The sequence below is a fragment of the Haladaptatus sp. CMSO5 genome (assembly GCF_036689885.1).
In the GTDB taxonomy this organism is placed as follows: Archaea; Halobacteriota; Halobacteria; order Halobacteriales; family Halococcaceae; genus QDMS2.
Window position 1 is genome coordinate 2640815 of the sequence record NZ_JBAHVW010000001.1, and the last position, 17776, is coordinate 2658590.

The 17776-nt window shown below is 61.5% G+C and carries 20 protein-coding genes; 13 read left to right on the plus strand and 7 right to left on the minus strand.

Features of this window, described 5'->3' with window-relative positions; translation table 11 throughout:
- Positions 1-23: 23 nt before the first annotated feature.
- Positions 24-629, minus strand: a complete 606-nt coding sequence (locus tag V5N12_RS14150; RefSeq protein ID WP_332899815.1) for a hypothetical protein — start codon at positions 627-629, stop codon at positions 24-26.
- On the minus strand, positions 626-1309 hold the full coding sequence (locus V5N12_RS14155; RefSeq protein WP_332899816.1) for a DsbA family protein: 684 nt from the start codon (positions 1307-1309) through the stop codon (positions 626-628). Before V5N12_RS14155 ends, V5N12_RS14150 begins: the two co-directional genes overlap by 4 nt.
- A 104-nt stretch (positions 1310-1413) precedes the next feature.
- On the opposite strand from V5N12_RS14155, the gene V5N12_RS14160 reads away from it, so the two are divergent.
- Together V5N12_RS14160 and V5N12_RS14165 are read left to right on the plus strand one after the other, a co-directional pair.
- Complete coding sequence (locus tag V5N12_RS14160; RefSeq protein WP_332899817.1) at positions 1414-2124, plus strand: SOS response-associated peptidase; 711 nt, start codon at positions 1414-1416, stop codon at positions 2122-2124.
- Positions 2121-2576 (plus strand): pyridoxamine 5'-phosphate oxidase family protein, encoded by a 456-nt coding sequence (locus tag V5N12_RS14165; RefSeq protein WP_332899818.1) that lies wholly within the window; start codon positions 2121-2123, stop codon positions 2574-2576. The genes V5N12_RS14160 and V5N12_RS14165 overlap by 4 nt, the downstream gene beginning before the upstream one ends.
- On the opposite strand, the gene V5N12_RS14170 is transcribed toward V5N12_RS14165, so the two are convergent.
- A complete protein-coding gene (locus V5N12_RS14170; protein WP_332899819.1) occupies positions 2573-3091 on the minus strand; it encodes a gamma carbonic anhydrase family protein in 519 nt (172 codons plus the stop codon). The two genes, V5N12_RS14165 and V5N12_RS14170, sit on opposite strands and share 4 nt — an antisense overlap.
- Before the next feature lie 99 nt (positions 3092-3190).
- Here V5N12_RS14170 and V5N12_RS14175 point away from each other — a divergent pair, with 99 nt between their 5' ends.
- Together V5N12_RS14175 and V5N12_RS14180 are read left to right on the plus strand one after the other, a co-directional pair.
- A complete protein-coding gene (locus tag V5N12_RS14175) occupies positions 3191-3907 on the plus strand; it encodes a fumarylacetoacetate hydrolase family protein (RefSeq protein WP_332899820.1) in 717 nt (238 codons plus the stop codon).
- 41 nt (positions 3908-3948) lie between these two features.
- A complete protein-coding gene (locus V5N12_RS14180) occupies positions 3949-4380 on the plus strand; it encodes a universal stress protein (protein ID WP_332899821.1) in 432 nt (143 codons plus the stop codon).
- Between the two features lie 789 nt (positions 4381-5169).
- On the opposite strand, the gene V5N12_RS14185 is transcribed toward V5N12_RS14180, so the two are convergent.
- Positions 5170-5604, minus strand: coding sequence for a PaaI family thioesterase (locus tag V5N12_RS14185; RefSeq protein WP_332899822.1), 435 nt, complete (start codon positions 5602-5604; stop codon positions 5170-5172).
- A 124-nt stretch (positions 5605-5728) separates the two neighbouring features.
- Between V5N12_RS14185 and V5N12_RS14190 the strand changes: the two genes are divergently transcribed.
- The 4 genes from V5N12_RS14190 (at position 5729) to V5N12_RS14205 (ending at position 9491) form a co-directional block, all read left to right on the plus strand.
- The gene (locus V5N12_RS14190; protein ID WP_332899823.1) at positions 5729-6919 is read left to right on the plus strand and encodes a redox-regulated ATPase YchF; all 1191 of its coding nucleotides are present in this window, start codon (positions 5729-5731) and stop codon (positions 6917-6919) included.
- A gap of 42 nt (positions 6920-6961) precedes the next feature.
- Entirely contained in the window at positions 6962-8374 is a 1413-nt protein-coding gene (locus V5N12_RS14195) for a carotenoid oxygenase family protein (RefSeq protein ID WP_332899824.1), read from the plus strand.
- A 39-nt stretch (positions 8375-8413) separates the two neighbouring features.
- Positions 8414-8965 carry a carboxymuconolactone decarboxylase family protein gene (locus V5N12_RS14200; protein ID WP_332899825.1) on the plus strand — a complete coding sequence of 184 codons (552 nt, stop codon included), beginning with the start codon at positions 8414-8416 and terminating at the stop codon, positions 8963-8965.
- A 91-nt stretch (positions 8966-9056) separates the two neighbouring features.
- Positions 9057-9491, plus strand: coding sequence for an ester cyclase (locus tag V5N12_RS14205; protein ID WP_332899826.1), 435 nt, complete (start codon positions 9057-9059; stop codon positions 9489-9491).
- A gap of 1 nt (position 9492) precedes the next feature.
- Here V5N12_RS14205 and V5N12_RS14210 read toward each other — a convergent pair whose 3' ends face one another.
- Both V5N12_RS14210 and V5N12_RS14215 read right to left on the minus strand, forming a co-directional pair.
- On the minus strand, positions 9493-9975 hold the full coding sequence (locus V5N12_RS14210; RefSeq protein WP_332899827.1) for a methyltransferase family protein: 483 nt from the start codon (positions 9973-9975) through the stop codon (positions 9493-9495).
- Between the two features lie 282 nt (positions 9976-10257).
- Positions 10258-10542, minus strand: a complete 285-nt coding sequence (locus tag V5N12_RS14215; protein ID WP_332899828.1) for an antibiotic biosynthesis monooxygenase — start codon at positions 10540-10542, stop codon at positions 10258-10260.
- 160 nt (positions 10543-10702) lie between these two features.
- Here V5N12_RS14215 and V5N12_RS14220 point away from each other — a divergent pair, with 160 nt between their 5' ends.
- The gene (locus V5N12_RS14220) at positions 10703-11548 is read left to right on the plus strand and encodes an alpha/beta fold hydrolase (RefSeq protein WP_332899829.1); all 846 of its coding nucleotides are present in this window, start codon (positions 10703-10705) and stop codon (positions 11546-11548) included.
- Here V5N12_RS14220 and arcD read toward each other — a convergent pair.
- Positions 11545-13011 (minus strand): arginine/ornithine antiporter ArcD, encoded by a 1467-nt coding sequence (gene arcD, locus V5N12_RS14225; RefSeq protein ID WP_332899830.1) that lies wholly within the window; start codon positions 13009-13011, stop codon positions 11545-11547. The genes V5N12_RS14220 and arcD overlap by 4 nt on opposite strands.
- Before the next feature lie 233 nt (positions 13012-13244).
- Between arcD and V5N12_RS14230 the strand changes: the two genes are divergently transcribed.
- The 4 genes from V5N12_RS14230 to V5N12_RS14245 all read left to right on the plus strand — a co-directional run bounded on the left by V5N12_RS14230 (position 13245) and on the right by V5N12_RS14245 (position 17776).
- The gene (locus V5N12_RS14230; RefSeq protein ID WP_332899831.1) at positions 13245-14642 is read left to right on the plus strand and encodes an FAD-binding oxidoreductase; all 1398 of its coding nucleotides are present in this window, start codon (positions 13245-13247) and stop codon (positions 14640-14642) included.
- Between the two features lie 66 nt (positions 14643-14708).
- Positions 14709-15104 carry a VOC family protein gene (locus V5N12_RS14235; protein ID WP_332899832.1) on the plus strand — a complete coding sequence of 132 codons (396 nt, stop codon included), beginning with the start codon at positions 14709-14711 and terminating at the stop codon, positions 15102-15104.
- 123 nt (positions 15105-15227) lie between these two features.
- The gene (locus tag V5N12_RS14240) at positions 15228-16640 is read left to right on the plus strand and encodes a hypothetical protein (RefSeq protein WP_332899833.1); all 1413 of its coding nucleotides are present in this window, start codon (positions 15228-15230) and stop codon (positions 16638-16640) included.
- A 71-nt stretch (positions 16641-16711) separates the two neighbouring features.
- On the plus strand, positions 16712-17776 hold the full coding sequence (locus tag V5N12_RS14245) for a WD40/YVTN/BNR-like repeat-containing protein (protein WP_332899834.1): 1065 nt from the start codon (positions 16712-16714) through the stop codon (positions 17774-17776).

Consider the following 17776-nt stretch of genomic DNA (forward strand, 5'->3'; position numbering starts at 1 on the left):
CCATGTGATTGGTTCGCAATCACTTATATATGCTCGCCCAAGAAGTCCACGGGGCAGCCGTTTATCTCGCCGCCGCGCATGCCTTCTGCAATCCAGTATATAGAGAGCAGGAGCGTGACGAGCGCGAGGAGGGCGAATTCGAGGCCGTCGAGCGGGAGGAAGGTAAGCGAGACGGAGATACCGAACAGCGAGAGCAAGCCGATGATGAGCACGGAGCCACACGCCGCACAGCCCGCCCCGAGCGTGCCGAGGATGAGGCCCGCAACCCCAGAACTGCCTTGGCGCACCGAGAGATCGTGTTCGCGCAGGTGGTAGGTGACCATCGCAATGTCGACGCCAAACAGCAGCGCGATGAGTACGAGAATCGAGCCGACGAGCAGGTCGAACGAGTCGCTCACGAACGGGTACAGCCCCGAGAGCAAGGCGAGTTGATTTTCGAGTGGGAGGGTTCCCGAGAACAGCGCGAAGCCGACGAGGTCAGGGTTGAGCGAGAAGACGAACAGTGTGAGGCCGAAAAACGCGCCGACGAACGTCACGACGGCGTAGAGCGGAATGGTGACGACGAGCCGGGCGGTGCGCGCCATCAGCCGCCAGTCGCGCCCGCGGGTCGGCAGTCGGACGCGGCTCATAGCTGGAGGGCGTTTTCGAACACCCGCACGTCTTGGGCACCTTGTATCTGCGTTTGGAACTCGCCGTCTAAGAACAGGTAGAACGTCGGCGTGGCGCTCGCACCGGCGGCTTTACCGGAGCTTAGGTCGAGTTGCACGGCGTCGTCGTACACCTTCTCGCGGGCGTCGCTGACGACGGCTGCCGCATCTACGTCGGTCGCGTCGGCGAGGAACTGTTCAGTTCGTTCAAGGACATTCGCTTCCGCGAACGACGACTGGTCTGCATAGTAGTGGTCTTTCAGCGTCCAGAAGGCGCCCTCGTCGCGGGCGTAGGTGGCTTCGAGCGCTTGGACGGCGGGCTCCCCCCACGGGTAGATGATGGGGTACACCCGGAACGCGAACGCGACGTTTCCGGTGTCGATGTGCGTTGCTTTGAGTTCGGGAAACGTGTTCTGCTCAAACCGGCGGCACGTCGGACACGACGGGTCTTCGTAGGCGACGATGAGCGCCTCTTGGTCTACCGACCCAAGGATGGGCTGAACGTCGATGTGCTCAAGCGCGGGGTGGGTCTTCGACGTTTCAGTGGTGGTAGTTTCGCCGTTGGTCTCCGGAGACCCGGCGTCGCTCGCGCCGCCGAGACAGCCAGCGAGCGCAGCAACCCCGGTGATGGCGGTTCCCGCGAGGAAGCGTCGTCGATTCATACCATTCGTTCGGGTGCGGTGCTTATGGTGGTTTTGCGGAATTGCACCAAACTCACACCAAAATTCGGGGAGCGTTTAACCGACTGGAACGCCTCTGTACTGGCATGTGTGGGCGATACAGCCTGTTTACGCCGCCTGACGAGGTCGAAACACGATTCGATGCCCGCTTCGACCGCCGCTTTCGACCTCGGTACAACGCCGCGCCGAGCCAAGACCTCCCCGTGATTCAAAACACCACCCGCGACCAGATTCGCACCCTCCGCTGGGGGCTGATTCCGTCGTGGGCGGCCGAGGCGAAGGTGGGGAACAACCTCATCAACGCACGTGCAGAGACCGTCCGCGAGAAGCGAAGCTTTGCAAACGCCTACGAACAGCGCCGCTGTCTCGTCCTCGCAGACGGCTTCTACGAGTGGGCGAAGACGGACACCGGCAAACAGCCCTACCGTGTCGCGTTCGACGACGACCGCCCGTTCGCGATGGCGGGGCTGTGGGAGCGCTGGAAGCCGCCACAGAAACAGACCGGTCTCGGGGATTTCGGCGGTGGGAAACCCGACGGCGCGGTCGAACCCGTTGAAAGCTTTACCATCATCACGACCGAACCCAACGACGTGATCAGACCGCTCCACAACCGGATGGCCGTCATCCTCGAACCCGAGGCAGAAGCCGCGTGGCTCACCGGCGACCCAGCAGAAGTGTACGACCTGCTCAAGCCGTATCCGGGCGACGACCTGCGTGCCTACCCCGTCTCGACGGCGGTCAACAACCCCGGAAACGACCGTCCTGAACTCATTGAGGAGGTTGACATTGCCGCATGACGGGTGACCACATCGACCACATCGAGTACACCTACACCCACGGGATGACCGACGATGACGTACAAGACATCCTTAAAGAGACCAACACGGGCGTCCTCGGCTTGTCGCGTGACGGGAGCGCCTACGCGATTCCAGTGGCGTTTCACTACGACGGCGAGCGCTTCATCATCCGGCTTGGCCGCCACGCCGACAGCGAGAAAATGTCGTTCATCGAGACAACGGCGTCTGCGTGTCTCACCTGCTACGACTACGAGCCACCGGACACCTCGTGGAGCATCATCGCCCGCGGCCCGCTCCGCGAGTTGGACGCAGACGAACACGAGGCATACCCGGACGCAGACATCAACGAGGCGTTCATCCCGCTCAGAATTTTCGGGGAAGCCCCAGAAGAAATGGAGCCTGTGCTGTTTGAGTTGAGCGTGATGGAGTTGACCGGCCGACGAACCGGCTAGTCGAACAGGTCGGAGTAGCGCTCTGCGAGATTCGTGTACTCCCCTGAGGAGTAGTCGGTGAAGATGGTTTCCGGGTCGATGGTGGTCTCAGACAGCGGCGTCACAATGGCGGGCACGCCGCGAGCGAACGACGCTGGTGGAATGTGATACTCCTCTGGAACCACGGAGCCGGAGGCGACAATTGTCTTTTCCCCGACGACGACGCCTGCGTTCAACACGGCGTTGAAGCCGACGAGTGCGCCGTCTTCGACGGTAGCCTCGTTGATGACCGCACCGTGACCCACCATGACGCGGTTGCCGATGTTCGACGCGTGAACCACGGCGTTGTCCCCGATGTGGGACTCCTTGCCGACGCGGACTGGGCCGATATCGCCCCGCAGGATGACGCCGGGCCAGACGCTCGCGTCGGCTTCGACCGTCACGTCACCGATGAGCGTCGATTCCCGGCTGACGTGGGCGTGTTCGTGAACGTTCGGTCGCATCCCCTCGAATTCGTAGTACCGTTGGTCACCCATGAAAAGATGTACGCGCGCTAACGTGATAACACTGCGCACGATGTGGCCAGTTAGGCCGCAAGCATAACACGTAAACGAGCGCTCTGAGACTTCTCGCGCATGCACTTAGCCCGCGTTCGAACCCCCGACGGGGTGGTTACCGGCGAGTACGATGACGGCGTCGTCATGCACAACGAGACGGCCTACGAGGTCGGGGAAGACGCGACCCTGCTCGCGCCGAGTGAACCATCGACCTTCTACTGTGTCGGGCGCAACTACGCGAAGAAAATCGAGCAGATGTCCTACGAAATCCCGGACGAACCAGACTTCTTCATCAAGCCCGCCGTCTCGCTACATCACCCTGAGCAACCGATTCTATATCCCAGTTTCACGGACGACCTGACGTACGCAGGCGAACTGGCCGCCGTCATCGGTGAGGAATGTCACGAGATTACCGCAGCCGAGGTGTCGGACGTGGTCCACGGCTACACCATCTTAAACGACTTAGACGCGCTCGACCAGCCGCGGCGGACGGCGCGCAAAGCGTTCGACGGCTCTGCGCCCCTCGGCCCCGTGATTGCCACCGACGTAGACCCCGCGAATCTGGCGATGGAGACGAAAATTAACGGCGAGACGCGCCAGAAAGACCACACCGAGAACATGCTGTTCGACCCGCTCGACATCGTCGCGTTCCTCTCAGAGCGCTTTACGTTCAAACCCGGCGACGTCATCTCCTTTGGCAGTCCGGCGAATCCGGGCGGCCTCGAACCCGGTGACGAAATCGAAATCTGGTACGAGGGCATCGGCACGCTACGAAATACGGTCGAATCGTCATAGGTTCATTACCGTAGCCATCCAACAGGTACGCAGGGTGGCGTATGTACCAACACATTTTACTCCCGGTAGATGGAGACGAGGGAACCGAGGCGGCGGTCGAACACGCGATAGACCTGGCAAACACGTACGGCGCGAGCCTCCACGTCCTGTTCGCCGTCGAGGTTCGCGGACTCGATTTGTTGGAAGAACCGAACCTCGAAAAGTTCCGCGAAGACCTCGAAGCAGAAGGGGCGGCGGCCCTCGAAGACGCGGAGGTGCGCGCAGAGGACGCTGGCGTGACCACCGTCACGACGCTCGTCCACGACGACCCGCGGGAGGCGATTTTGACGTACGCAGACGAAAACGACATCGATCTCATCGTACTCGGACAGGGACGAGGAGGGCTGTCGCGACTGGTCCTCGGGAGCGTCACCGACCGTATCGTCCGCGAGGCATCCGTACCGGTGCTCGTCGTGGGTGACGCTGAGGACTGAATTCAGACGCGCTGTGAAACACCACTCCGAGTTGGTAGTGGGAGTTTTTCACGTGTCAGCGGTGATTTCGAGCGTGAATCCCCACGTGAACTGGGGAGAATCAGCTTGTGACTCACCACTCTTATAGACCGTTTCAAACCGGTACGTAGCCGACGGAATACACCCCTCTTCAGTGGGGTCGTCAACGACAATTATTCGGTTACTCGAAGCCTCACCAGGATTTAGTGTGGTGAGCGGCAGGCCTTCTGTCGTCCAAACAAGTTGGTCTGTGGATTTTCCAGTTGTTCCAATGCACTCGGGAGCGTAATTCGAAGGCGGGCTGTCTGGCGCAGTCAATGAGTACAAAAGAATTCCTGCAGTGCCGCTCCCCCTACTCGAACCTTTGTAGTAGGCCGGGCGAAACCGTTGTGCCGACGCTCCAGTATTTGTGACCGATGATTTCAGGATTGCTGTGTGATTGTGGGAGATAGTCGGTTGTTCGACTGCAATCTGTAAATCCACGCCAAAGGCGTCATCGACAGCGTCCACCTGTGTGATCGCGACACTTCTTTGAAAGTCACTTTCCTCTGCTGACGAGGGGTGACGCGGAGTATTGTTTACCCATTGAGTCCCGACACACCCGGCGAATGCTGGCACGACCCCACCAAGTCCACGAATAAAATTTCGCCGCCACATACGTTCTCAATGGACGGATTTTGTTAAATTGTTGTCTATAAGTGAAACAGCTATTTGCCCGACGCTTCTCATGGCGTTGGGTTTCAGCATGTGGCGGCTTCTGACTATCACGCCTCAGCGATACCCCACATCCTCGTCCAGCGCAATACGGCTCTTTACGAAGTTCCCCGTCCCACGAGCGATGACGTTCCCGTCGCTGTCTCTCACGACTGCGTCTGCGATGAACTGACTCCCGCTCTCGTGGACGACTTCACCGACGGCCTCCATCCAGCCCTCGGTGATGGGCCGGGTGAGATAGAGGTTGAACTGGGAGGTGAGGACGAACACGTCTTCGACGAGCGAGTTGACCGCGAAGAAGGCAGCGTCGTCTAAGGCTTTGAAGTAGCTCGACCCGTGGACGGCGTTCGCGGCGTGGAACTGCTCTTCTTTGACCGGCATGGTGAGCGTTGCTTTGCCCTCCTCGATGTCGATTTCGGGTTCGTAGTACTCGTTGCACGGGGCGGCTGCGTACATCCGTTCGAGCTTGCGAAAGTGGGCGGTGTTGGGCATGGGAAAACTGGGAGGGGTGTCAGCATAACTCACAGGGTTTCGGCAGGCGGCGGTGCTGTGACAGCGCTGCGCACGGCGTTTTCGGAACAAAACGCTTTACCCGCCGTTGGGGCAAGGAGCGGCAATGAGCTACAAAATCGGCCTTGTCGGCAAACCCTCTGTCGGCAAGTCGAGTTTTTTCAATGCGGCTACGATGAACGACGTCCCGGAGGGGGCTTACCCGTTTACAACCATCGACCCGAGCGTGGGCGAGGCCTACGCCCGCGTCGAATGTGCGGCACCTGACTTCGAAGAGGAGTGTACCCCGACAACGGGCTACTGCGACCACGGCATGCGCTTTGTCCCGACGAAACTCGTAGACGTTGCGGGCCTGATTCCCGGCGCACACGAGGGCAAGGGCCTTGGCAACCAGTTTCTGACCGATCTGAACGAAGCCGACGTGCTCATCCACATCGTGGATTTTTCGGGGAAGACGGACGCAGAAGGCGAACCGACCGAGGGTCACGACCCTCGCGACGACATCGAGTTCTTGGAGAACGAACTCGACATGTGGTATTTAGAAATCTTGGAGAAGGGTATCGAGCGCTACAACGGCAAGTATCAGGCAGAGGAGCTGAAAATCGAGGTCGAACTTGCAGAGCAGATGTCGGCGTTCCGCACGAACAAGGACGAGCTCAAGCAAATCATCCTCCGCTGTGATTTAGCCCTCGACCCCGACGAGTGGGATGCAGACGACCGCGAGCAACTCGCCCGCGAGATTCGGAAGGTGACCAAGCCCATCATTATCGCGGCGAACAAGATGGACACGCCGGAAGCGCAAGCGAACTACGAGGAAATCACGGCAGATCCCGAGTACGAGCACCTGACCATCATCCCCGCGAGCGCCCACGCAGAGAAGGCGCTCAAGAAGGCGGACGAGCAAGGTGTCGTCTCGTATCGCCCCGGCGAAGCCGACTTCGAGATTCTGAAAGACATCTCCGCAGAACAGGAGAAGGGCTTAGAGCAAATTCGGGAGTTCATGCAGGCCCACGACGGCACGGGTGTCCAGCAGGCGCTCGAAGCCGCGCTGTTCTCAGAACTCTCCGTGAAAGCCATCTTCCCCGGCACGGCAAACGGCAAGTGGGACGAAAAAGGCAAGTTCCGTGACTGTTTCCTCCTCCCCGACTACGCCACCGCAGAAGATTTCGCCTACCACCTCCACACCGACATCGGCGACGGCTTCCTCCACGCCATCGACTGCCGGTCGAATCGCCAAGTCGGCGCAGACCGCGAGTTGTCCCACCGCGACGTTATCGAGATTATCTCGACGAACTGACGCGTAGAATACGCTTATCGTCGTTCCCCGCGGAGCACCGGTATGAACGGGTATGGGCGGGGATTTTCGACGCTCACAGAGGAGCGAACCGAAGCGTCGCTGCTCATCGTGGGTGCGATACCCGACTGGCTCAGGGGAACGCTCATCCGAAACGGCCCGGCCCACTTCGAACTCGGTGACGGGCGCGTCACCCATTGGTTCGACGGGTTGGCGATGCTCAGGAAGTTCACGTTTGACGACGGCACCGTCACGTATGCGAATCGCTTTCTCCGCACCGAGACGTACAAGGCGCGCAAGCAGGGCCACCTCGGGCCGGGCGAGTTCGCCTCCGCGCCCACGACGGGCTTTCTCGCGAAACTCAAGTCGATTATCGTCCCGGAGACGACGGACAACGCCAACGTCACCGTGGTAGAACTCGGCTCGCGCATGGTCGCGCTCACCGAAGTCCCGCGTGCCATCGCGTTCGACCCAGAAACCTTAGCAACGCGCGGAGCGGTCGCCTTCGATGACGAACTGTCGGGCCACGTCATGACCGCCCACGTCCACCACGACACCGCGCGAGAAGAGACGATTGGCCTGCTCACGAAGTTTGGCAAGCCGAGTACGTACATCGTCTATCGCGTGGCGGACGGGAGCCTCCGCCGTGAGGAAATCGCATCGGTCAGCGTTTCGCGTCCGGCGTACATCCACAGCATCGGCCTCACCGACCGTTACGTCATCCTCACGGAAGCGCCGTTTACGGTGAACCCGCTCAGTTTCCTGAAACTCGACAACGATGGCTTCATCGAACACTTCACTTGGGACGGCACCGACGAGACGCGATTTATCATCATCGACCGCGAAAACGGCCGCGTCGTCGCCACCCCTCGGGCGTCGTCATTTTTCACGTTTCACCACGTAAACGCCTTCGAGCGCGAGGGACACATCGTCGTAGACCTCGTGGCCTACCCCAATCCCGACATCATCGACGGCCTCTATCTCGACCGGCTCGAACGCGGCGAGTTCAAAGGACTCGTTGGCGAACTCAGACGCTACACGCTGCCGACTGCTGGCACAGAACGGGTCGAGTGTGAGCCGCTGTCCGAGATTGCGATGGAGTTGCCAACCATCGCACCGACCGTCCGCAGACAGCCCCACCGCTACGTCTACGGGCAAGGAAGCGTCATGGACGGCGACGGCTTTTCGAACTACCTCGTCAAAGCCGACGTGGAGTCGGGGTCGAGCGCAATCTGGACGGCCCAAGAGACGTTCTGTGGCGAACCCGTCTTCGTTCCGAGACCGTCCGGGGAGCGCGAAGACGACGGGGTAGTGCTCTCGGTGATTCTCGACACCGCAGGCGAGCAGTCGTCGCTGCTCGTGTTAGACGGCGAGACGTTCAGCGAACTCGCCAGAGCGCCGCTTCCTCACGTCCTGCCCTTTGATTTTCACGGCGCGTTTTTCGACCACGTCTGGTGACCGGCGAACAGTTATCGTGACGGGAGCCAAGACAGCCACATGGCTCGCGTTCCGTATCTCGATTTTGACGACCTTTCTCCGGACGCCGCGGCGCTCGTCGAGGAGACCAGCCTCGGGCCGCTAAACGTGTTCCGGGCGCTCGCGAACAACCCGGCCGCCCTCGCCACCCTCACGAAGTCTGCGGGAGTGCTCTGGACGGAGGCCGGACTCGACAATCGTGGCGCAGAGTTCGTCATCCTTACCGTCGCTCGCGCCACGGACAACGCCTACGAGTGGCACCAACACGTCGAACTCGGCCTCGATGCAGGGCTCACCACTGCAGAACTGCACGCAATCAACACGGGCGATACAGACGCACTGTCGCCCGAAGACGCCGCGCTCTATTCGTACGTCACCGCCTACGTGGACAACGCCGTCGATGACGCAGTTCACGAGCAGTTGGCAGAATTCTTCGACGACAGCGCAGTCGTCGGCATCACCATGCTCGCAGGCGAGTACCTCGCTCTCGCGCGAACCATCGACGCCCTCGGCATCGAAGTAGAAGGCGAATTCGTCGGATGGGATCTCAAAAACCTCGATACGACAGCCTGACAGACTGTACGGCGCAGTGTGAATGCGAATTTTTGTGCCACCCGCCCTACCCTCTGTAACCGTGTGTCGCGGTGGCAGGCGGTGGTGAACGATGGCACAGAAAATTTCCCCCGAGCAGCGCAATCGCAGCCTCAGTTTGCGGCTGTTCACCGACTACCTGATGGGCGGTGAGGATGTGATAGACGAAGTCGTCGCCCCCGACTTCAGAGGCCACGGCTTTGGCGGCCACGACGGCGAAGTGGTTGGCCCGGCCGGGCTCAGAGAGTACTTCGGTGAGACGATTGGCACGCTCTGGTACGACATCCACGACCAGGTCGCAACGGACGACACGGTCGTAACGCGATGGACAGTCCACACCCCGAGAGACATCGTCCGCGGCGGCCCGTCACCGACGGGTGGCGAAACGGAGATGTCCGGTATCACAATCGACCGCTTCGAATCAGGAAAGCTACAAGAGACGTGGATGCAGGCGGACTACCTCCACCTGTATCGCCAACTCGGGCTCGTCAGCGAGCCGGAGCTGTGAGCTACGCCCGGCGAAGCCGCGGGAACCAACGCGGCGTCTCGGTGCTGTAGCGGTCGTACTCCTCGCCGAACTTTTCGCGGAGGTGTGGCTCCTCGTAGGAGATGATGAAGGCGTGAAACAACAGCCAGATGAGCGCGCCATACACCATCAACAGCCCCGACTGGAAAAACAGCGCCTCACCGAACACGATCGAGAGGACGCCCACGTACATAGGATTGCGGACGACGCCGTAGAGACCCGCGGAGACGAGCGACTGCGGTTCGTCAGACGGGGCAGGCGTGCCCCCAGCGGCCGCGAACAACGCAACCGTCGTCGTGTAAATGCCGATGCCGATGAGAAAGAGGGTAATGCCGAGATAGCGAAACGGGCCAAGTGGCAGGACGAACATCGACGGAAAGCCTGTGAGAAGGATGTACGGCACGAGGACGGTGACCGTCCCCGGCCCGATGAGCGTAAAGAGTGCAGACCGGGCCAGAGGGTGCATACGTGTCATTGGGTGTACTCGTTGAAATCCTTATTTATACTGCTGTGAGAGACGGGTGGCGGTGACGTGTCGAACTGGTGCAAACACTATCGAGTCGCCAACACACAATTCGCATTAATATCACTCACTGGTTTGCAAACCGGAACTAAATACACTGGGGTCTGAATCGCGTTGGGGAGGAACTTGCGATTGGCGACCAGGAGAATCGAGTGCCGTGGCGGCCTGTACTGGCTCCGAGCGAGTGGATGTGAACGGTGGAAAAATTCGAGTGTGGCGTAGTCACTACGATGCGAAGCGCTCTACGTGGGTGAGGTAGGAGATTTCCGGCTTCCCAACAACACCCGCCCGCTCCATGACCTGTCGCAGGTCGTCCGACTCTGCAAAGCCGCGCGCGTGGGCTTCGGTGTCGAACTCCATGAGGATGGTCACGTCGTTCGGGTCGTCGTCACTGCAGAACAGTTCGTGGCTTTGTTCCCCGTTTTTCTTGCGAGTCGCTGCGTGTTCGTCGAACGTCTTTTTCCACGTTGGATAGTCCTTCACTTGGTGATGGACGAGCATGTGTGCCATGTGGTATCACCAATAAATACTATGACGAGACGAGAGAAAAGCCGCGTTTACGGAAAGTCGGACACTCGCTACGACAAGACAGTCCACACGACACGCCGCCGCGAACCACGCACAGCGACTGCCCCCTACGCCTTTTAGCCCGTGTGACGAACACCCACGCATGCCCCGAACTGACGAGTTCGTCACGGTCGCAGACACAGAGATACACTATTCCTCGTGGGGAAATACAGACGACCCGCCCGTCGTGTGCGTCCACGGCCTCTCGCGTGTCGGGCGCGACTTCGACCCGCTCGCCCGGCGCTTAGCAGACGACTACTGGGTGGTGTGTCCCGACATGCCCGGCCGCGGCCTGAGCGAGTGGCCAGCCGACGACGCGACCTACGGCCCTGAAGCGATGGGGGCGCTCCTCGTCGCGTTCTGTGACGCCCTTGACATCGATACGATGCGCTGGGTCGGCACGTCGATGGGTGGGATGCTCGGAATCGGTCTCGCCGCAGGCCCGCTCGCAGACCGCATCACCCACCTCGTCGTGAACGACGTCGGGCCAGCTCCCAGCGAAGACGACGCCGCAGACGAGGGGTTAGACCGCATCATCGAGTACCTCACCAATCCGCCGTCGTTCTCTCGGTTCTCCGAACTCGAAGCCTACTACCGAGAGACGTACGCGACTTACAGCGAGATGACCGACGCAGAGTGGCGACGATTTACCCGCGAATCGATGCGACGGCTTGAAACGGGAGCGTTCACCCCCGCCTACGACCCGCGCGTGGTCGAACCGCTCTTGACCGCAGAACCGCCAGCAGACCCGTGGGCGATGTGGGAGACGATTGAGGCAGACTTGTTCATCCTCCGGGGGAAAACCTCGGACATTCTCGCTGCAGAAACGTTCGAGGAGATGAAAGCGCGCCAGCCGGATGCAGAGACGCTCGAAATCGACTCGGGGCACGCCCCGTCGCTGAACACGCCCGAGCAGATTCGGCCGATTCGCGAGTTTTTCAGGGGTTAGTCAGCGGGCTGAGCGGTGCCTGTTTTCGCCGTCCGCTCGGAGAGACCCCATCCCGTCGCCGCGATGGTGAACAGAATGAGCGGCGAGAGGAAGCCGAAGAAGTAGTACGGCGCGTAGCCCGCGAGGCCGAAGCTCCCGGCGAGCGTCGGCACGCCCGTCGCTTGGGCCATGAACAGCGCGCCTGCGTGCCACGGGATGAGCGCGCCGGTTGGCGTTCCGGCGGCTTCGATGGCGCGAGAGAGGTCTTCGCTCTCGAGGCCGTACTCCGCGTACACATCACGGAGGGTCAGGCCGGGGACGACGATGCTCATGTACTGCTGGGAGGTGAGCAGGTTCGTCACGATGGCAGCTGCGCCCGTTCCAGCGACGAGGCCGCCGACGCTCGTGACGCCTTTCGAGAGGTGGTAGGCGAGCACGGCGAGAACGCCCGTGCGTTCGAGCAGGCCACCAAGCGAGAGCGCGGCGACGACGACGGTAATCGTCCACGCAGAGCCGGTCAGCCCGCCGGTTGCGAGCAGGCCGTTTACGAGTTCTGAGCCGGTTTCCGGGCTCGTACCGTTCATGAATATCGTCCACGCCCCGGTGAAGGATGCGCCTTGGACGACGATGGTGGTGAACACGCCAGTGAGCACGCCCGCGACGAGCGTCGGAATTGCGGGATAGCGTTTGAGCGCGAGGCCGAAGGTGACGAGCAGCGGGAGGAACACGAAGGGGCTGAGCGAGTAGGTGCCCGCGAGCGCGCCCTGAATCTCGGCGATTTGGCCGGCGGGGATGGAGCCGTGCGAGCGCAGGCCCAAAATGGCGTAGCCCACGAGTGCGAGGCCGAACGCCAGAATCGTGCTGTTTCGCATCGCCCGGATGTGGTCGAACAGGTTCGTGTTCGTGACCCCGGCGGCGAGGTTCGTGGTGTCAGAGAGCGGCGACTGTTTGTCACCGGCGTAGGCTCCCGAGAGAATCGCGCCGACAGTCATCGGGGCGGGGACGCCAAGCCCGGAGCCGATGCCGACGAAGGCGACGCCGAGGGTGCCCACCGTGGTCCACGACGAGCCGATGGAGAAGGCGACGATGCCCGCGAGCAGCGCGGTGACGGGCAGGAAGATGACCGGCGTGAGCAGGTCGAGGCCGAAGTACATGAGCGCGGGGATGGTGCCGGCGCTGACCCACGTCGCAATCACGGCGTAGATGATGAAGATGATGAACAGCGCCTGTTTGCCCATCAGCAGGCCGCGGGTCAACCCGTCTGCGAGTGCGTCCCAGCTAAAGCCGAGGTAGAAGTGTGCCAGCGCGCCGACGAAGATGATGCTCCAGAGCAACGGCACGTGCGGTGAAAGCTGAAGCACCGCGGAGCCGATGCCAAGGAACACGAGCACGGCGAACACGGGAAGCAGCGCGATGCCGAGCGACGGTCGCAACTCGGGGTCGATGTCGTCGTACCCGAGCGGGGTGAACGATGGTGAACTCATTAGCAGGCCGTATGCAGATGGTGCATAAAATACCTTTGAAATATACACACAGGGCATGAGTTATGGTGGCACTTCTCACGAGAACGGCCGCCACGAACCACCCATATAACAAAGAAAAATCACATTTTATTCCCCAGAATACGCGGCCAGAACCGAATACTAACAGATATTCCAGATTGTATGACTAGTAAGCAACATTCTATTTCTCCGTATTCAGCGAAGTATTACGGGCTATGGCAGTTCGAGAAGTACGTATCGACGAAAGTGCAATCGAGACGCTCGCGATGGGGTTCCAAGGGGAGCTGATTCGACCGGGCGACCCGACATACGACGAAGCCCGGACGATTTGGAATGCGGCTATCGACAAGCACCCCGGGCTCATCGCCCGCTGTGCTGGCGTGGCAGATGTCATCGGTGCGGTCAATTTCGCCCGCGAACAAGACCTGCTGGTGGCGATAAAGGGGGCTGGGCACAACATCGCGGGGAACGCGCTGTGTGACGACGGGCTGGTCATCGACCTCTCGGGGATGAACGCGGTGCGGATAGACCCCGAAGCGAAGACGGCGCGGGTCGAACCCGGTGCGACGCTCGGTGATTTCGACCACGAGGCACAGGCGTTCGGGCTTGCGACGCCCCTCGGCATCAACTCGACGACGGGTGTGGCTGGCCTCACCCTCGGCGGTGGGTTTGGCTGGCTCACCCGCAAGTACGGCATGACCATCGACAACCTGCGGTCGGTCGACCTCGTCACCTCCGCCGGGACGCTACTCCACGTGAGTGAAGCCGAGCACCCAGACCTGTTCTGGGGGATTCGCGGTGGCAGTGGGAATTTCGGGGTCGTGACCTCATTCGAATTCGACCTCCACGAAGTCGGCCCAGAAGTGCTCTGTGGCCCAATCGTCTACGACGCGAAAGATGGGAAGTCGGTGATGCAGCAGGTGCGCGAGTTCAACAAGACCGCGCCCGACGAACTCTCGACGTGGCTCGTCTTGCGCCAGGCACCGCCGCTTCCGTTCATCGACGAAGCGGACGTGGGCAAGGACGCGGTCATCGTCGTTCCGTTCTACACCGGCGACATGGCCAAGGGCGAAGAACTCATCAAGCCGCTCCGTGAACTGGGCACGCTTCTCGGCGACGGCGTCGGTCCCGCTCCGTACGAAGCCTTCCAACAGGCGTTCGACCCGCTGCTCGAACCCGGGCTTCGCAACTACTGGAAGACGCACAACTTCGCCGAGTTGAGCGATGAGGTCATCGACCTCGCGCTCGACTACGCGGCAAACCTGCCGACGCCGCTGTCGGAGATTTTCTTCGGACAGGTCGGCGGCGCAATGGCACGCGTTTCGGCGGACGCAACCGCGTATCCACACCGTGACGCGAGGTACATCATGAACGTCCACACGCGCTGGGACAACCCCGCGCTCGACGACACCTGCAAGGTGTGGGCGCGCGAGTACTACAACGCCCAAGAACCCAACGCCCAAGGCGGGGCGTACGTCAACTTCATCAGCGAGAGCGAAGGCGAAGAAGCGCTCGCGTACGGTGACAACTACGACCGTCTCGCGGAACTCAAGAAGGCATACGACCCGCACAACCTGTTCCGGGTGAACCAGAACGTGAAGCCGATGGCCTGAGTCTCAACAACCATTTTCACGCCACAGCTTACGCTTATCTGCCTGCTCTGAGTTCCACCGCGTGTCATGCTCACCGACGTAACCCACGCGACCGTTCTGGTCGCAGACGTAGATGAAGCACTCGAGTTCTACACCGAGAAATTCGGCTTCGAGAAGCGCGCGGACGAGGAGTTCGCCCCCGGCATGCGCTGGGTGACGGTTGCGCCCGAAGGCGGAAGGACAGAGCTCGTCCTCCAAGAGCCAACCGAGGACTTTTTCGGAGACGAAGCCGCGAAACTCCGCGAGCGAATCGGACAGGGAACCGTCACCGTCCTCGCCACTGACGACTGCCGCGAGACGGTTGCAACGCTCGAAGGAAACGGCGTGACGGTGACAAGCGCGCCCGAAGACGTGCCGTGGGGCGTCTCTGCGATGGTCGAGGACTGCTACGGCAACCCCTACAATCTCGTCGAAGAGCGCTGAGCCGAGGCACCCAGATTTAGTCAGAAGAAAAGACAGTATTGTAAACAGTGATTTTATCGTTGTTTCCACCCTCTCTAGTGTGGTGAACTGCCGGTGAGTACCAGAAAACTCCTGAGTCTGTTGGTGGTAGGACTGCTGCTGACTGGGACAGTCGGCGCTGAAAACGCGCTCGTTGCGACCCACCGGACGGTACTCGACCCCGGCTTCGTCAAACAGAGCCTCGCAGAGGAAGGCGGCTACGACGTGCTTTCTGCCGCCGCCATCGAAACGCTCGGCGGCCCCACCGCGGGCGAGTTGAACGACAGCGAGATGGGCGTTGTCGCCTCACTCACGGCGGAAGCCTACCGCGAGGCGTTGCTCGACCCGGCGTATCTTGCGGCGCAGACGAATGCCAATATTGATGATACGTATGCGTACCTCCACGGTGATGCGACAGAACCGCGCCTCGCGATAGACCTCGCGCCAGCGCAGGCGTCGTTCGCAGAGAATCTCGAAACGAGCATCGTAGAGACGCCGACCGCAGACCTCGTGGGCGACCTCGACCTGACGGCCGCAGCCCTCCCGTTCGACACCGCCCTCCTCAAAGACGCAGAGACGAGCGAGGCGGGCTTCCTCGCCGCACGCGCGGAGGTGCGCGAAACCGTGCGCGAACAGGTGATTCAGCAGGCAGTCGGACAGGCGTTTGCTTACGCCACGGACGACCAACTACTCGCACTCGTCATCGTAAACTACGATCCGGACGACTACACCGCCACTGAGAAGGAACGAGCAGTTAGCGCGCGGCGACCGGCCATCGAAGCCGCCCTGCGCGAGCGCGTCGAGGCAGACGACGAGCGTGTCGCGGCGCTGACCGACGAGGCACTCTCCGCGGTGCAGACGCAAGCCGTCGCCGCAGTTGAGGAGACAGTGCCACCGGCGGAGATTGACCCGGCGCTGGTCTCTGCCTCAGCAGACCTCACGCTGGTCGTCGTCACCGGACTCACCGACGAGACCGTGACCTACAACGAATTTAAGACGGATCTCACGGAGTCGAAGTCAGTCCTCGCACAAACGATTGCCACAGAGATGAACGACCAGCTCGTCGCGGAACTCGGCGGGACGGAACTCGTCCTCACCGACGAGATGCCCGCAGAGTCGAAACAGGCATTCGAGAACGCCCGCACGGTCGTCACCGTCCTCGACCGCGGTGTGGTCGTCCTCGCGGGCCTCATCCTCGTGCTGGTGGGAAGTCTCTGGTTCGTCGGCCGCTCTGGCGTGACATTTCTCTCCACTATCGGCGGGGCGTTCGTGCTCGCTGGGGGCGTTTCGTTCGTACTCGGGTCAGTCGCCATCGCACAGCTCGGCGCGGCGCTTGCGGGCAGCGACGTTCCAATCCCGGCGCTCGCAGACCTCGTGGTCGCGCTCGTCGGGCGAGTGACCGGCGTGTTCACGAGCCAGTCGCTCGTCCTCGTTGGCCTCGGCTTGGTGTGCATCCTCGGGGCTGTGGTGTTGCACTATCGCGTCGATGCGATAGGTCGCTCGAACGCGGCCACGTAAGTCAGAGTACGGTGAGCAACACAGACTAGCTATTTTGCCCGTGGCAACGTTTCTCTAGGTGGGCTGGGGAAATGGCGATTGACACACCGAGTCCGCCACGAGTTGGCGACACGACGATTCCAGACGCACTGACTGCAACCACGTTCCTCGCAACGACGGACGGGGGTATCGCACGGGCCAGTTTCGAAGACCGCGAGTGGGGGGTCTCACACGAGCTTGTCACCAAAGACGTGCGCTGTCTCGCAGTAGACCCGACCACTCCGGCGATACTGTACGCCGGAACGCAGGGAGACGGGGTGTATCAATCGGTAGACGGTGGCGAGACGTGGGAGTTTCTTGGCCTCGACGGCGTGGTCGTGAAATCGCTCGCGGTGAGTCCACACGACCCGGCGGTCATCTACGCCGGGGCGAAACCCGCGGCCATCTACGTATCGAGAGATGGAGGACTGACGTGGACGAAGCCACCCGGCTTTGCGAAGATTCCCGGCCGTCGGCTCTGGTTTTCACCGGCCGAACCGCCGTTCGTGACGGCGTACGTCCAAGCGATTGCCCTGTCGCCAACCGACCCGACCCTCGTCCTCGCAGGGATTGAGTTCGGCGCGGTCGTCAGAAGCACCGACGGTGGCGAAACGTGGACTGGGCACCAGCAGGGTGCGATTCGCGACTGTCACAGCCTCGCGTTCCACGCCACCGACGGCACCCGCATGTACGAAGGCGGTGCCGGGTTACGGGGGCGGGCAGGAGCGACGAGCACCGACGGCGGAGAGACGTGGATTGCACCGACGAACGGCCTCGACCGGTCGTACGGCTGGGCGGTCACAGCAGACCCCGAAGACCCAACGACGTGGTATCTGTCGGCTTCGACCGGCCCGTTCGCGGCTCACGGCGAAGAAAACGCCCGCGCCTACATCTACCGCTGGCAGGAAAATGGGCCGTGGGAACGACTCGCCGGAGGCTTGCCACAGCCGTCGTTTGCGATGCCGTATGCGCTCTGTACGCTCCCGGGCGAACCCGGCCTCGTCGTCGCGGGGATGAGCGACGGGTCGGTCTGGTACTCGGCAACCTCCGGCGACGCGTGGGAGCGACTCCCGTTCTCGCTCGGGTCGATTCACCGGTCGCTCGTGCTCGCGCGCTGA